Origin of the sequence: Flavobacterium sp. UBA6135 (assembly GCF_002428305.1) — a bacterium.
Lineage (GTDB): Bacteria > Bacteroidota > Bacteroidia > Flavobacteriales > Flavobacteriaceae > Flavobacterium.
Map to the genome: position 1 here is coordinate 59,025 of NZ_DIVJ01000048.1, position 14,910 is coordinate 73,934.

Sequence of the window (14,910 nt, forward strand, 5' to 3'; positions counted from 1 at the left end):
TTATCTTAATTTTAGGGTTACAATTGAAAGAATGGCCAGCAATATTCCAACAATCCAAAACCGAGTAACAATCTTACTTTCATGATATCCTTTTTTCTGATAATGATGATGTAAAGGAGACATGAGAAAAATTCGTTTGCCTTCGCCGAATTTCTTTTTGGTATATTTGAAATAACTCACTTGTAAAACCACTGATAAATTTTCTGCCAAGAAAATGCCACAGATAACCGGAATTAAAAGTTCTTTTCGGATTGCAATTGCAATAACGGCTATGATTCCGCCAATAGTTAAACTTCCTGTATCACCCATAAATACTGCCGCCGGATAACTATTATACCACAGAAAACCAATCAAAGCTCCTACAAAAGCGGAAATAAACACCGTCATTTCACCCGAGTTTGGGATATACATAATATTGAGGTAATTGGAAAAAATGATATTACCTGAAACGAATGTAAAAATCCCTAATGTGAGCACAGAAATAGCCGAAGTTCCTGCTGCTAATCCGTCAATACCGTCTGTTAAATTTGCTCCGTTTGATACGGCTGTAATGATAAATATCACGACCGGTATAAATATTAACCAAGCATAATCTTGAAAACCATCACCGAAAAAGGATATGATTTCAGCATAATCAAATTCGTTATTTTTAAAAAATGGAATTGTTGTTGCTGTTGATTTCTCTTCTAAACCCACTTGAGAAATCCCTGATTCTGCAGTCTGTAAAATATTTGTTCTTTGCGTGTCTTTTCTAACGGTAACACCAGGATGAAAATATAAAACAGAACCAACTATTAATCCTAATCCAACTTGACCAATGACTTTAAACTTCCCTTTTAATCCTTCTTTATCTTTTTTGAAGATTTTAATGTAATCATCAATAAACCCTATTGTTCCCATCCAAAGCGTTGTAACTATTAACAAAACAATATAAATGTTGTCTAATTTTGCCAATAACAAAACTGGGATTAAAGTTGCCAAAATGATAATCAAACCACCCATTGTTGGCGTACCTGCTTTTTGAGTTTGACCTTCAAGACCAAGTTCTCTCACAGTTTCACCAACTTGTTGATTTCTCAAAAAATTGATGATTTTCTTTCCGAAAATGGTAGATATCAAAAGTGACAAAAGCACCGCCATACCTGAACGAAAAGTAATGTATTGAAATACTCCTGTTCCCGGAAGATTTGTTGATTTGTCTAAGAATTCAAATAGATAATATAACATAGGCCTTTATTTATCAAGTTGATTTAAAACTTCTTTTACTGTTTCCATATCATCAAAATGATATTTAACACCCTTTATTTCTTGGTAATTTTCATGACCTTTTCCGGCAATAAGAATAATGTCATTTGAATTGGCTAATTGACATGCCACTCTAATTGCTTGGCTTCTATCAACAATTGCTAATGTCTTTTTTTGATTATGAAGTTCCACGCCTTTTTCCATTTGTTGGATAATATCAATCGGATCTTCACTTCTTGGATTATCTGAGGTTAGAATAACCTTGTCACTCATTGCAGTAGCAATTTTTGCCATTATGGGTCGCTTGGTTACATCTCTATCACCGCCGCAACCAACAACGGTAATCAATTGTTCGTTTTTAGTCCTGATTTCGTTCAAAGTCTCCAACACATTTTCTAATGCATCTGGCGTGTGAGCATAATCAACAATGGTGGTGATTTTATTTTTTGTGATAAAAAATTGAAACCTTCCCGAAACGCTTTCTAAGTTGGAAACCAATCGCAATACTTCAAAACTATCTAATCCAAGTTCAACAGCTGTTGCATAAATTGCCAATAAATTGTAGGCATTAAAAGCCCCAATTAATTTTACCCAAACTTCATTTTCATTAATTTTTAAAAGCAAGCCGCTCAATTGATTTTCAAGAATTGTTGCCTTATAATCAGCATAGGATTTTAAAGCATAACTCACTTTTTTAGCCGACGTGTTTTGAGTCATAAAACTTCCGTTTTTGTCATCAACATTACTGATGGCAAAAGCAGTTTTTGATAATTCATCAAAAAATGATTTTTTCACATCTCTATATTCAGCAAAAGAAGCGTGGTAATCTAAGTGATCATGAGATAAATTGGTAAATACACCTCCGGCAAAATGTAAAGCTTTAGTTCTTTTTTGGTGAATGCCGTGCGAACTTACTTCCATAAAACAATAAGCAACACCGGCTTTATTCATTTCGTCCAAATAATAATTTATGGTCAATGAGTCCGGAGTTGTATGTGTTGCTTTGTACTCTGTTTCATCAACCATAATTTTAACGGTGGAAAGCAACCCGACTTTAAAACCCGCGTTTTTAAACAATTGAAACAACAATGAAGCAATGGTTGTTTTTCCATTTGTTCCGGTTATACCAATTAATTTTAAATTTTTTGAAGGATTTCCATAATAATTTGAAGCCATTAATGCCAAAGCAAGATTGGTGTCTTTCACTTGAATATAGGTAACTCCATTTACAATCATATCAGGAAATTTGTTGCAAATCACAGCAACAGCTCCTTGATTTAATGCATTTTTGATAAAATCATGTCCATCTGAAAGAGTTCCTTCAATGGCAACAAACACATCATTGAAGGTTATTTTTCTGGAATCAAATTCAAGTTTGTTTACCTCCAAATCGGTGGTTCCTTTAACCGCCTCAATGCTTACTTTATATAATATGTCTTTTAGTTGCATCATGACAATTCAAGGATTATAATTTTATTTTGTTGCAAAGGTTCTCCCGGATGAATGGATTGTTTTTTCACTTTACCTTGTCCAATAATTTTTACTTTCATTTTAAGATTTTCAAACAATGCGACAGCATCCATGCCTGCCATTCCCACAACATTTGGTATGGTTTTGTTCTCTTTGTTGATTAGCGTATAATACTTTTCAAAATTGGCGTCTTGAAGCTTATTTGATTTATCAGATTCTCTAACTTCATTGGTTGAAGGCACATCTGTAAATACTTTTTGAGCAATTCGTTTAAAAACCGGTCCGGAAACATCAGCACCATAATATCCTTTTGTTGTACTAGGTTTATGAATGACAACTATACAAGAATATTTAGGTTGATCAGCTGGAAAATAACCTACAAATGAAGAAGCATAATAAAGGTTTGCTTTGTTTGCATAATCAACTTGAGCGGTTCCTGTTTTTCCTGCCATTGAAAAATCTTTAGAATATAGTTTTGAACCTGTTCCGCGTTTTACAACGTTTTCCAAAACCACTTTCACTTTATCAATTGTTTCTTTTGAGGCTATTTGAGATACAATTACTTCTTTATCAAAAGTTTTAATTGTTTTATTCCACTCTTTAACTTCTTTTACAAACAAAGGCTTTATCATTTCACCATCATTTGCAATAGCATTATATAAGGTCAACGTTTGAAGTGGCGTCATAGAAACTCCATATCCATAAGCCATCCATGGTAATGTTGTTCCATACCAATTTTTAGCACCTGGTTGAGGCATAATTGGTTTTCCTTCTCCGGCAATTTGTAATCCTAAAGGTTCATTTAATTTCATTCTATTTATATGACCTACAAATGCTTTTGGGTTATTTTTATAATTATCGTAAACTGCTTGAACTAAAATGGTATTGGATGACAATTCAAACCCTCTTGCTAAAGATATTTTTCCGTAACCCCCTTTTTTAGAATCACGAACTCTTCTGTTGTAATATGTAATTTCACCTCCGTTTGAATCATAAACTGTATTTGTATCCGCTTTTTTATCTTCAAAAAGTGCTAATAAATCCAATATTTTAAACGTAGAACCCGGTTCATGAGATTCTTGAATCGCATAATTTATCGTTTCAGAATAGTTGCCGTTTTTATCTCTTCCTAAATTTGAAATTGCTTTAACATGTCCGGTTTTTGTTTCCATAACAACCACGCAGCCATGATCGGCTTCATAATACTGTAATTGTTTCAACAAAGCATGATGAGCAATGTCTTGCATATAAACATCAATTGTAGAAATGACATCATAACCGTCTTGTGGTTCAATTTCGTTTTCATCACGAATTGGCTTCCATTGTCCTTTGGACATTTTTTGCATTAAACGTTTTCCATCTTTGCCGTTTAAATAATCTTTAAATGCCCATTCAATACCTTTACCGTCAGGAGTTCCGTTTGGCGTTACTCTTTCATATCCAATGGTTCGTTCTGCAATCAAACCAATGGGATGCTCACGGATTGTTCTTTGCTCTGTAATAATGCCACCTTTATAAGGTCCTTTATTAAAGAGTGGAAAGCTTTTAATTCGCATGTATTGCGTGTAACTCAAACTTCTGGCTACCAAATAATACCTATTTTTGGTTGACCTTGCTTTTAATAATTCAGATTTGAAATATTGACTTGGTTTCCCTAACATAACAGATAAGGAATCACAAAGTGGTTGTAAATTTTGATTGAAATCATCTTGATTTGGAGCCACAGCATCAAATCGGATTTTATAATTTGGAATTGATGTAGCCAATAAACTACCATCTGAAGAATAAATATTTCCTTTGTTTGCAGGAATTACAAAATTTTTAACTGTTCTTTCTTTTGCTAATTTTCGGTAATGTTCACCTTCAACAACCTGAATGTTAGTAAGCTTTACAGCCACAGCAATAGCTAAAACTAAAACAACAAAAGCAGTCAGATACATCCTATATAAGATATGTTTATCGTTTGCTTCCATTTTTAAATTTTCAATTATTGGTTTGAGTTACTACTTTTATTTTTTTTGGAGGAACGGTTGACGGCACTATCCCTCGTTTTTCCATTTTTTCAGAAATGGTGCTTTCCATTTTCAGTTTCATTAATTCTGAACGCCTGTCTACAAATTCTGATCGGTATTCTTTTACTTCTTTTGTCAATTCAACTGTTCTGAAAACCTTTTTTTCATACCGATGAATGTTATTAATCATTAACATGGCTAAAACAATCAAAAAAACTATAAACTTCCAGCTCTTTGACGCATCTTCATTGACCAGAAATCGAGCTTTTAATATGTTATAAACACTACTTTTCATTTATGCCTTTTTTTTCAGCTATTCTAAGTTTTGCACTTCTTGCTCTATTATTCACCCTTATTTCCTCATCACTCGGAACAATCAGTTTACCAACATGTTTTAACGGCACTGAAAAATTTCCAAAAAAATCACGTTCCGGTTCACCTTCAAACATTCCATTTTTTATAAACCGCTTTACTAATCGGTCTTCTAAAGAATGATAAGAAATTACACTTAACCTTCCTTCTGGTTTTAGAACCTCAAGTGCTTGTGTTAAAAATTCTTTCAGAACTTCCATTTCTTGATTCACTTCAATTCTTATGGCTTGATATATTTGAGCTAAAATTTTATGGCTTTTATGTGCTGGTAAGAATCTGCCCAACACATGCTTTAATTGTTCCGTGTTTTTTATGGGATGCTCTTTTCTAGCTATAACAATTGTGTTTGCAATTGCCCCTGCATTTTTCAATTCTCCAAAATCAAAAAACAATCGTTTCAAAGCCGCTTCATCATAATTATTCACCACCATAAAAGCACTTAAATCTCCTTTTTGATTCATTCTCATATCCAATTCTGCATCAAATCGGGTTGAAAAACCTCTTTCTGCCACATCAAATTGATGAGATGAAACCCCTAAATCTGCTAAAATTCCATCAACCGATTTTATGCCTTGAAATCGTAAAAAATTTTTGAGATACCTGAAATTCTCTTTTATTAAACAAAAACGCTCATCATTCAAAGTGTTTTCCCAAGCATCTTGATCTTGATCAAATGCAAACAATTTGCCTTTTGGACTCAATCTTTTCAAAATTTCTTTGGAATGACCACCTCCACCAAATGTTACATCAACATAAACCCCATCAGGATTGATGTTTAATCCATCAATGGATTCTTTCAATAGAACCGGATTATGATATTCCATTATCGTCATCATTTACATTTCCCATTACGTCTTCTGTCAAATCTGCAAAATCAACTGTGGCATCATCAATTGATTTCTCATATAAATCTTTGTCCCATATCTCCACAATGTTTACTGCCGAAGACAAAACCAAATCTTTTTTTACCGAAGCAAATACTACTAAATCTTTAGGAATCAACAATCTTCCTAAGTTGTCAATTTCAACCACTTTTACACCTGCCGTAAAACGTCGTATAAAATCATTGTTCTTTTTAACAAATCGATTTAGTTTGTTAACTTTATTCATCAACAGATTCCATTCAGCCATTGGATAAAGCTCCAAACACGGCTGAAAAACAGAACGCTTCAACACAAAACCTTCTTGTAATGATGACGCCAATTGCTTTTTCAAAGGAGCCGGCAATAGCAGCCTCCCTTTAGCATCAACTTTACATTCATATGTTCCGATTATACTGTTCACCTCAAAACGTTTTGTGTCTATACCTAGCAAAAATAAAAATATTTTACCACAAATTACCACAAATTACCACTTTGTTGATAAGTTTTACCACTTTAACCAAATTCAGGCTAAATTGCAGAGACACAATTTTTTAAGATTTTCTTAACGAAGCATGAAAAAAGAAAAGGTTTGCAATAATAAAAAAGCCAAAAAGCTGATTTTGATGAAAATAATTCAAGGAAATGCCGTTTTAAAAAACAGCAATAAAAATCAATAAAATGTTGATTTCATGCTTTTTAGTAATTGTTAAGATAAAATTTTAAAAAAAGGAAAACTCTTTGATAAATTAAATTTTTGAAAAATTCATTTTAATCTATAAAATCTTATATTTGTGAGGAATTGAATAATCATTTTTTAATGAAAGACAACTTTAAAAAAGAAGGGAAATACTCTTATTTTGAAGCAGGCGAAGGAACTCCAATAATCGTTTTACATGGTTTAATGGGAGGTCTAAGTAATTTTGACGGAGTGGCTACTTTTTTCCCAAAAGAAGGCTACAAAGTTGTAATTCCTGAACTACCTATTTATACACAAAATATTCTAAAAACAAATGTGAAAGCTTTTTCAAAATATGTAAAAGACTTCATCACATTCAAAGGATATGATAAAGTAATATTATTAGGAAATTCACTAGGAGGTCACATTGCTTTGTATCATACAAAAATGTATCCTGAAAAAATGGCCGGTCTTGTAATTACAGGAAGTTCAGGTCTTTATGAAAGTGCGATGGGTGATAGTTATCCAAAACGAGGTGACTATGAATACATCCGCAAAAAAGCAGAAGATGTTTTTTATGACCCAAATATTGCAACAAAAGAAATTATTGATGATGTTTATAATACGGTTAATGATAGAATTAAACTTATCAAAACATTGACAATTGCAAAAAGTGCCATTAGACACAATATGGCAAAAGATTTGCCAAAAATGACTACACCAACTTGCATTATTTGGGGTAAGAATGATAAAGTAACACCTCCAGAAGTAGCTGAAGAATTTGATCGCCTTTTACCCAATTCAGATTTATATTGGATTGATAAATGTGGTCATGCCGCTATGATGGAACATCCGGACGAATTTAACCGATTGCTTTTTGACTGGTTAAAAAAGTCAAATTTATAATTCCCTTGACAAAAGGGATTTTTTTTATACCATGAAAATAAATACAGCTGAATTTATAATTAGTAATTCCGAAGTAAGCAAATGTCCGAAAGATCCGCTTCCGGAATATGCTTTCATTGGACGTTCTAATGTTGGGAAATCCTCATTAATCAACATGTTGACTAATCATAAAAACTTAGCCAAAACCTCTTCAAGACCCGGAAAAACACAATTGATTAATCATTTTAAAATTAACAACAATTGGTTTTTGGTTGATTTACCCGGTTATGGTTATGCAAAAGTCTCTAAAAAAACAAAAGAAATTTTTCAAAAATTCATTACTGATTATTTTGAGAAAAGAGAACAATTGGTTTGTGCTTTTGTCTTAATTGATATCAGACATGAGGCCCAAAAAATTGATTTGGAATTCATAAATTATCTTGGCGTAACTGAAGTTCCTTTTTGTATTGTTTTTACAAAAACCGATAAAATTGGCAAAACCAAAATTGACTCACATGTTTCTGCATATGTGAAACAAGTTTTAGCCAATGGTTGGGAAGAAATGCCTCAATATTTTATCACTTCTTCAACCGAAGCTGTTGGTAAAGAAAACATTTTAGAATTTATTGATGATATCAATCAGCAGTTTTTTAAGTCAAATACTTTTTAAGCTTTCAATTCTAATTTTTCAGCAAAATATTCGCAAAAATCCCGCATAGTATCAGCCATTTTTGTATCGGTTGTGGCTCTTTCATAGGTATCTGACATTGCGACTAAAGTCTCGTAAAAAAATCGTTTCATGTCATCCACAGGCATATCTTTTGTCCACAAATCAATTTTCATGGTTTGCTTTTCTTGATTATTCCAAACTGACAAGAGTATCGCCTTTGATTCTTGATTAACCACACCACCATCTTCTGCAGTCCATTGAAGTTTTTCAGGAACTTGATTTTCGTCTAATTCTATAGAAAGTTTTATTTCAGATTGTTTAGTTGCCATTATTTTTTTGGTTTATATCGGGATAATTCAAATAACTCTTTAGCATCCATAGCTAATAATTGCTGCAAAGATACATCATTGTTTTTCATAAACGAACGCACGATTTGCCAACCTAACCATATGCCAACACGACCTGGAGATTCATTATCAATATCAAGATAGAATTTTGAAAAAGGTGCCGGAGCAATAAATCGATGCACTAATTTTAAGTCCGTACTATAAAGATAAGCTTCTTGAATAAAGTTTAGCCACATATAATTTTCGTTGGCTTCACACCATTCTAGTTGTTCTTTAGTATATCCTATTTTATCATTATCGGCATATTCCGGCAATAAAATATCTTTCAAATAAAGCTCCTTTCCATAATAAATCATTTGAGAAAGAAACATTCTATCACGTGCAGGAGTAGTAACTTTTGTTGAAAATTCAGAAACAATATCCGGCAAAATTTGTGACCGTTCAAATGTTTGACAGAAATAACTAGGAAATTCATTGATATAGAATTTGTGGTCTTTCCCTAAGTATAAATCAATGGACAACAACATTATACTATCCGTTAAAATAACTTTATTTTGGTATTCCATTTCACTGATCAAAGTGATTACCTTTGACGGCATTTTAAAATCAGGAAAATAAAATTTTATATGACGGTATAAATCTTCAATTTCATTTTGAACCGAAGAGAAATCACTATACTTTTTCTGAACCTCATCATATAATTCTCTATAAATTGGATCTTGAATTTTATCGACAAAAACACTATCATGATATTCTTCAGGAAAAAAAACAGCATACTTAGAACGCATAGACTTAAATTCTGAAATAGGTGTTTCATATAAGATCTTATCAAAACGTTCAATTTTCAAATCAACTGGTAACAATTCAATTTCTTTTTCAAAAGCTGATTTTTTATTACACGAAACAAAAACTGAAAAAAGAATCACTAAAAATATATACTTTGGCATGTTTAAAAAAATAAAGTGTTAAAGCCTTTTATCAATTGGATTTTTTATTTTTACAAAAACTTTTTTGACGCTGCAAATATACAATGCTCAAATGACACCTAAACAAATGACCCCTAAAAATACTACTCTTGCTATTGAAAAAATCAACCAACACATTGTAAATTGGCTAAAAGACTATGCCATTAACGCAAAAGTAAATGGTTTTGTTGTAGGCGTTTCGGGAGGAATCGATAGTGCGGTTACTTCTACACTATGTGCTCAAACAGGTTTGCGAACATTATGTCTTGAATTACCGATTCATCAAGCTCAAAGCCATGTTGACAGAAAAAGAGAGCACATTCAACAACTCAAAAGCAGGTTTTCAAATGTTGAAAGCCTCAATGTTGATTTAACAAATGTATTTGAAACTTTAAAAAATGATTTACCTGATTTTGAAAATCATCCTCAGCACCAATTAACGCTCGCAAATACCCGTGCAAGATTGCGAATGACAACTTTATATTATTTTGCAGGTATTCATGGCCTTTTAGTTGCAGGTACAGGAAACAAAGTTGAAGATTTTGGTGTAGGTTTTTATACAAAATACGGAGATGGAGGTGTTGATTTAAGTCCTATTGCAGATTTAATGAAATCTGAAGTTTATAAATTGGGGGCGTTTTTAAAAGTACCTAATTCAATTCTAAAAGCACAACCCACTGATGGTTTGTTTGGAGATAGTAGAACTGATGAAGACCAACTTGGGGCTAGCTATGACGAATTGGAGTGGGCAATGAATAAAGACACTGAAGGCAAAAAAACAACAGATTTCTCGGGAAGAGAAAAAGAAGTTTTTTTAATTTTTAAACGATTAAATTCGGCTAATCAACACAAAATGAGACCTATTCCAGTTTGTGAAATCCCTAATAAAATCAAATTTTCCTACTAAAGAAGTAAAAATTTTTAACATTTTTACTACATAAATGAAAAATTTATGTTACCTTTAACTGCCCTAAAAAAATTAATCATTTCAACCAAAATACCACTTATTATGATTAAAGTTTGTTTAGCCGACAACCAACCTGTTGTTCACTTTGGGGTTAAATCGTATTTTAAGGATCATGCTGAAATCAGTTTAGTTGGCCATGTGGGCAATTATAATATGATTTTAGACTTACTTAAAATCAAACCCGTAGATGTTTTAATTTTAGATCTTGAACTTGAGGGTTTGAGCAGTTTAAACATGGTAAAATTTCTTTTGAAGGAATTTCCAAGTACAAAAATTATAATTTTCAGTAATTTATCTGAAAATATCTATGCACCAAATGCTTTGAAAGCGGGTGTCTCTTCTTATTTACACAAAACATCAAAATTGGAAACTTTAGGTAATACAATTATAAAAGTTAGCCATGGAGCAATTATTTACAGTGATACTGTAAAGAAAAATTTGGCTTTGATTGCAAAGCAAAACAAAAGCGAGCGTTTGTATAGAAAACTATCTAATCGCGAAATTGAAGTGCTTCGCTTTTTAAGTGATGGAAAGAAAAACAATGAAATCTCTAAAATTTTAGGATTGAATGAAAAAACCATCAGTACTTATAAATTGCGATTACTCACCAAATTGAATGTAACCAACCTAGTTGATTTAGTTAACAAAGCAAAAACATTAGAAATAGTTTAATGACAAAAAAGACCTCAAATTGAGGTCTTTTTTAATTATAATCTGTTCTCATTCTTCCAATTCTACGTGTAATTGTAACTTTGAGTTTGTTATAGTCATTTATTAAGGTTATAATTTCCTCGGGTTTAAACTCGGGTGTTTCTGCTTGTATTTGCTTCATCAAGTCTTTATTAATTTTATTAATAAGGTATTCTCTAAAAGTAACTATAGTTTCTGAAACCAATCGAGACAGAATTTCAAAATCATCTTTTTCCTTTACAAAAACCTGTTTTTTACCTAACCAACCATGCAATTGGTATTTTTCATCATTCATCAAGATATCTGTGACAACAGCTGCATGTTCCGGCATTAAGTTGTTGAGATAATTGTTTTTATCAAACAATTCATTTTGGTGATATTGTGAAACTAAATCAATATAAATGGCGTTAAAAATTGGATTAGCCAATTCAATCTCATCTTCTTGTAAACTCAAATAAATGCGTTCATAAATTTTTTGTTTTACCTTTTCGATAGTTTCAAACTCTTTCCCATTATCATCAAATTGAATAAAAACATTTTCAAATTCTACTTCGTGATGACCGTATAGCATTAAAATTTCAAGGATTGACTTTTCTAATAGATTAACAATGTCAACTCTTGAAACATTTTGATCGGTTTCATTTTTAACTACATCAAATACTTTCTGTTCTTGTTTAAATTTTTTGTTAGCCTCAGTCAAATCTTTTTGTGCCATTTGAGCCAAAGTGCTAAATAAAACATCTTCAGAAATATCCATTATTCTACTACACTCCTGAATGTAAATTTCTCTTTTTATTCTGTCAGGAATTTTAGAGATGCTAGTTACCATATCCCGGATTAATTCTGCTTTTTTGATAGGATCATTCTTGGCATCTTTAATTAACAAAGACGCTTTGAACTGAATAAAATCTTTAGCATTTTCGTCTAAATACTTTACCAATTCTTCATAGGGTGTTTTCTTTGCAAAACTATCCGGATCATCGCCATCGGGGAAAGTACAAATTTTGACATTCATGCCTTCTTCTAAAATCAAATCGATTCCGCGTATAGAAGCTCGCAAGCCCGCCGCATCACCGTCAAAAAGCACCGTAATATTTTTTGTCAACCGATTAATCAATCTAATTTGGTTGGATGTTAACGCTGTCCCTGAGGAAGAAACTACATTTTCAATTCCGGCCTGATGCATTTGAATCACATCGGTATAGCCTTCCACCAAAAAACAATTATCAAGTTTAGCAATAGCTTGTTTGGCATGAAAAATTCCGTAAAGTACATTACTTTTATGATAAATTTCACTCTCGGGAGAATTCAAATATTTGGCGGCTTTTTTATCATTTGTTAAAATTCGGCCACCAAAACCGAGCACTCTTCCCGACATACTTTGAATAGGAAACATCACGCGTCCTTTGAATCGGTCAAACTGCTTATCTTCGCCAATAATAGTGAGTCCGGTCTTTTCTAAATAGTCTAGTTTATAGGCTTTTCCAAGAGCTTCTTTAGTAAAAGCATCCCAAATATTAGGCGAATAACCTAAATTAAATTTTTTGATGGTTTCAGTAGAAAAACCACGTTCTTTAAAATAGGATAATCCGATGGCTTTTCCTTCTTCTTCTTCCCACAAAACATGTTGGAAATACTTACTTGCAAATTCGGAAACCAAATACATACTCTCTTTTTCATTGACTATGGCTTTATCCTCATCACTTGAAACGGTTTCTTCAATTTCAATGTTATATTTTTTGGCCAAATACCTAATAGCTTCAGGAAAAGAAAAATGCTCGTGTTCCATCAAAAAAGTAACTGAATTCCCACCTTTTCCAGTGCTAAAATCTTTCCAAATCTGCTTCACGGGCGAAACCATGAAGGAGGGTGATTTTTCATTGGAAAATGGACTCAAGCCTTTCAAATTACTCCCGGCACGCTTAAGCTGCACAAAATCACCAATTACCTCCTCAACTCGGGCAGTTTCAAAAACTAAATCAATGGTATTTTGTGAAATCAAATTGAGAATTTTTATTAAAACTAAACAATGGTTTTTATTAAAAAAATATAGCAGGTTAGCTAATTAGGTTTTGAAAATAAATCGAAGTAACAATTTAAATCAATTTTAAAATTTATTAAAACTCAAATTTATAATGCTCAAATTTATAGTGATAAAAGCTAACTACAAAATAAAAATATTTTTATTTTAACTGAATATGTAAATCTATTTTTAAAGCAAACTTTTATTCATTGAATTAACTGGGATTTATTTATTTCTTTTTGATAAAAATTATTGCAATAAAAAATTGAACTCTAAATAAATGAACATTAATTACAGACTTTTAGAAAAAGATAATTACTACTTTAAAACTAATATAAAATGGGATATAAAAAGCGATATTTTTAAAGAAGTTGAAGAGAGGTAGAAAAAAAACTGTAAGTTGATTTTTATAGATTCAGCCGTTTACCAAAATAGTGCCTATTTATTGCCCTAAATTTTGGAATACTTTGGCAACGGCTAAATTCTAAAAAAAAAAAATTTTTACAGACAATAATACAACAGCATTTTTATTTATGTTTGCTATTTACTATATATTTAAAAAAAAATCAGTTGGAATAAAAAAAGCTTCATTAAGGAAGCTCATTTATACTTTCGCTAAAATTTTAATTAAAATCAAATCTCAAACCTAAAGAAATATTATTTTGATCAACCGGATTGTCTTTAAACAAAGTATTCAAATTATATTTCAAATACAAACTTGTTTCTTTATAACCGATGTAGGTTGACAAACCATAAACAATTGGATTTGTATTAAAATCACCTTTTTCTTTTATTTTTACTCTAACATCATCTTCTTTATATTTTAAAATTTGTTTATTTTTTACATTAAAACCTGCAAATCCTCCAACTCCCAATCTAAAAGATTGGTGTGTTTTAAATCGAGATGCACCATCTTCTGCAATAGTTTTTGGCGTAAAATCAAATTCTAAATGCATTGGAACTACCAACTGAACATTTCTAAAACGGCTCTCCCTCAAATCTAAACCGAAGTCTTGTAATTCAGTTTGATTTCCATTTTTTACAAAATATCGATTATCTGTAGCTCTTAAATTATTATACATCAAAGACAAACCATATTTTAAATGTAATAAATTATCGCTTTTAAAAATTCTGGTATTATAAGTTAAGCCCCATTCATAAGAGTGTGAACCCCAAAATCTGAAATCGCTGTCCTCAATCGAGCCAAGATCACCATCAGTTATTAAATTATTTAAACCAAAAGAAAAGACAAACTGTGATGTTGTTCTTTTTTCATAATGAGGTTTACAAGCTTTATAATTTTTATTGTCTTTATCACCTCGTTCGTAGGTAATTATAAGCCTATTCCTACCCATTCTGACAGTATCAGTATCTTGAGTAGTATTAGTCGCTATAGTTCCATCAACTTGTTCTCTAACTAATAAAGTTAATTTTTGTTCTTCATCAGCCACTCGAGTTTCAATATTTTTTGCTCTTAATTCTGCAGCTTTCAATTTATCAGCATCAGCTTTTTCTTTAGATATAACTCCATTTTCAAAAAGTTTATTAATATCTTCAATCTCATTTTTAAGAGCCTCTTTTTCTTCAGCTGTTATTTTTTGAATGTTTTGAGAAATAACTTTAGCTTTTTCTTCAAAAGAAACTTGACCATACAACTGCGTAGCAAAGGCACATAGCAATATTGCTACATAAAGAATAATTTTTTGCATAATTTTAAAATTTAAC

Annotated in this window: 14 protein-coding genes; 4 read left to right on the plus strand and 10 right to left on the minus strand. The window is 31.6% G+C overall.

From position 1 onward, the window contains the following. Genes mraY through B3L86_RS11850 form a run of 6 tightly spaced genes read right to left on the minus strand, consistent with a single transcriptional unit; the run spans position 1 to position 6,383 of the window. Positions 1-1,227 carry a phospho-N-acetylmuramoyl-pentapeptide-transferase gene (mraY, locus tag B3L86_RS11825; protein WP_291119360.1) on the minus strand — a complete coding sequence of 409 codons (1,227 nt, stop codon included), beginning with the start codon at positions 1,225-1,227 and terminating at the stop codon, positions 1-3. 6 nt (positions 1,228-1,233) lie between these two features. After that, a complete protein-coding gene (locus B3L86_RS11830; RefSeq protein WP_291119363.1) occupies positions 1,234-2,697 on the minus strand; it encodes a UDP-N-acetylmuramoyl-L-alanyl-D-glutamate--2,6-diaminopimelate ligase in 1,464 nt (487 codons plus the stop codon). After that, on the minus strand, positions 2,694-4,688 hold the full coding sequence (locus tag B3L86_RS11835) for a penicillin-binding protein (RefSeq protein WP_291119366.1): 1,995 nt from the start codon (positions 4,686-4,688) through the stop codon (positions 2,694-2,696). The genes B3L86_RS11830 and B3L86_RS11835 overlap by 4 nt, the downstream gene beginning before the upstream one ends. A 10-nt stretch (positions 4,689-4,698) precedes the next feature. Beyond that, entirely contained in the window at positions 4,699-5,022 is a 324-nt protein-coding gene (locus B3L86_RS11840) for an FtsL-like putative cell division protein (protein WP_291119368.1), read from the minus strand. Further along, on the minus strand, positions 5,012-5,935 hold the full coding sequence (gene rsmH / locus B3L86_RS11845) for a 16S rRNA (cytosine(1402)-N(4))-methyltransferase RsmH (RefSeq protein ID WP_291119370.1): 924 nt from the start codon (positions 5,933-5,935) through the stop codon (positions 5,012-5,014). Before rsmH ends, B3L86_RS11840 begins: the two co-directional genes overlap by 11 nt. Next, complete coding sequence (locus B3L86_RS11850) at positions 5,910-6,383, minus strand: division/cell wall cluster transcriptional repressor MraZ (protein ID WP_291119373.1); 474 nt, start codon at positions 6,381-6,383, stop codon at positions 5,910-5,912. Before B3L86_RS11850 ends, rsmH begins: the two co-directional genes overlap by 26 nt. 396 nt (positions 6,384-6,779) lie before the next feature. Between B3L86_RS11850 and B3L86_RS11855 the strand changes: the two genes are divergently transcribed. Together B3L86_RS11855 and yihA are read left to right on the plus strand one after the other, a co-directional pair. After that, complete coding sequence (locus B3L86_RS11855) at positions 6,780-7,544, plus strand: alpha/beta fold hydrolase (RefSeq protein WP_291119376.1); 765 nt, start codon at positions 6,780-6,782, stop codon at positions 7,542-7,544. Positions 7,545-7,575: 31 nt separating this feature from the next. Then, positions 7,576-8,193, plus strand: a complete 618-nt coding sequence (gene yihA / locus B3L86_RS11860) for a ribosome biogenesis GTP-binding protein YihA/YsxC (protein ID WP_291119379.1) — start codon at positions 7,576-7,578, stop codon at positions 8,191-8,193. Here the strand turns inward: yihA and gldC are convergent. Further along, positions 8,190-8,522, minus strand: a complete 333-nt coding sequence (gldC, locus tag B3L86_RS11865; protein ID WP_291119381.1) for a gliding motility protein GldC — start codon at positions 8,520-8,522, stop codon at positions 8,190-8,192. The two genes, yihA and gldC, sit on opposite strands and share 4 nt — an antisense overlap. Further along, positions 8,522-9,487, minus strand: coding sequence for a gliding motility lipoprotein GldB (gene gldB / locus B3L86_RS11870; RefSeq protein ID WP_291119383.1), 966 nt, complete (start codon positions 9,485-9,487; stop codon positions 8,522-8,524). Before gldB ends, gldC begins: the two co-directional genes overlap by 1 nt. A 106-nt stretch (positions 9,488-9,593) precedes the next feature. On the opposite strand from gldB, the gene nadE reads away from it, so the two are divergent. Continuing rightward, entirely contained in the window at positions 9,594-10,412 is an 819-nt protein-coding gene (gene nadE / locus B3L86_RS11875) for an NAD(+) synthase (RefSeq protein ID WP_291119386.1), read from the plus strand. 102 nt (positions 10,413-10,514) lie between these two features. After that, positions 10,515-11,144 (plus strand): response regulator transcription factor, encoded by a 630-nt coding sequence (locus tag B3L86_RS11880; protein WP_291119389.1) that lies wholly within the window; start codon positions 10,515-10,517, stop codon positions 11,142-11,144. A gap of 31 nt (positions 11,145-11,175) precedes the next feature. On the opposite strand, the gene dnaG is transcribed toward B3L86_RS11880, so the two are convergent. Next, positions 11,176-13,164 (minus strand): DNA primase, encoded by a 1,989-nt coding sequence (gene dnaG / locus B3L86_RS11885; RefSeq protein WP_291119391.1) that lies wholly within the window; start codon positions 13,162-13,164, stop codon positions 11,176-11,178. A gap of 644 nt (positions 13,165-13,808) precedes the next feature. Next, on the minus strand, positions 13,809-14,894 hold the full coding sequence (locus B3L86_RS11890; protein ID WP_291119394.1) for a hypothetical protein: 1,086 nt from the start codon (positions 14,892-14,894) through the stop codon (positions 13,809-13,811). Positions 14,895-14,910: the final 16 nt, after the last annotated feature.

What these genes read in the sequence shown, in the direction of transcription:
- B3L86_RS11830 (WP_291119363.1), bottom strand. Translation starts at nt 2,697, where the DNA reads ATGATGCAACTAAAAGACATATTATATAAAGTAAGCATTGAGGCGGTT.
- gldC (WP_291119381.1), bottom strand. Translation starts at nt 8,522, where the DNA reads ATGGCAACTAAACAATCTGAAATAAAACTTTCTATAGAATTAGACGAA.
- B3L86_RS11840 (WP_291119368.1), bottom strand. Translation starts at nt 5,022, where the DNA reads ATGAAAAGTAGTGTTTATAACATATTAAAAGCTCGATTTCTGGTCAAT.
- mraY (WP_291119360.1), bottom strand. Translation starts at nt 1,227, where the DNA reads ATGTTATATTATCTATTTGAATTCTTAGACAAATCAACAAATCTTCCG.
- nadE (WP_291119386.1), top strand. Translation starts at nt 9,594, where the DNA reads ATGACCCCTAAAAATACTACTCTTGCTATTGAAAAAATCAACCAACAC.
- B3L86_RS11880 (WP_291119389.1), top strand. Translation starts at nt 10,515, where the DNA reads ATGATTAAAGTTTGTTTAGCCGACAACCAACCTGTTGTTCACTTTGGG.
- gldB (WP_291119383.1), bottom strand. Translation starts at nt 9,487, where the DNA reads ATGCCAAAGTATATATTTTTAGTGATTCTTTTTTCAGTTTTTGTTTCG.
- rsmH (WP_291119370.1), bottom strand. Translation starts at nt 5,935, where the DNA reads ATGATGACGATAATGGAATATCATAATCCGGTTCTATTGAAAGAATCC.
- B3L86_RS11890 (WP_291119394.1), bottom strand. Translation starts at nt 14,894, where the DNA reads ATGCAAAAAATTATTCTTTATGTAGCAATATTGCTATGTGCCTTTGCT.
- B3L86_RS11835 (WP_291119366.1), bottom strand. Translation starts at nt 4,688, where the DNA reads ATGGAAGCAAACGATAAACATATCTTATATAGGATGTATCTGACTGCT.
- yihA (WP_291119379.1), top strand. Translation starts at nt 7,576, where the DNA reads ATGAAAATAAATACAGCTGAATTTATAATTAGTAATTCCGAAGTAAGC.
- B3L86_RS11855 (WP_291119376.1), top strand. Translation starts at nt 6,780, where the DNA reads ATGAAAGACAACTTTAAAAAAGAAGGGAAATACTCTTATTTTGAAGCA.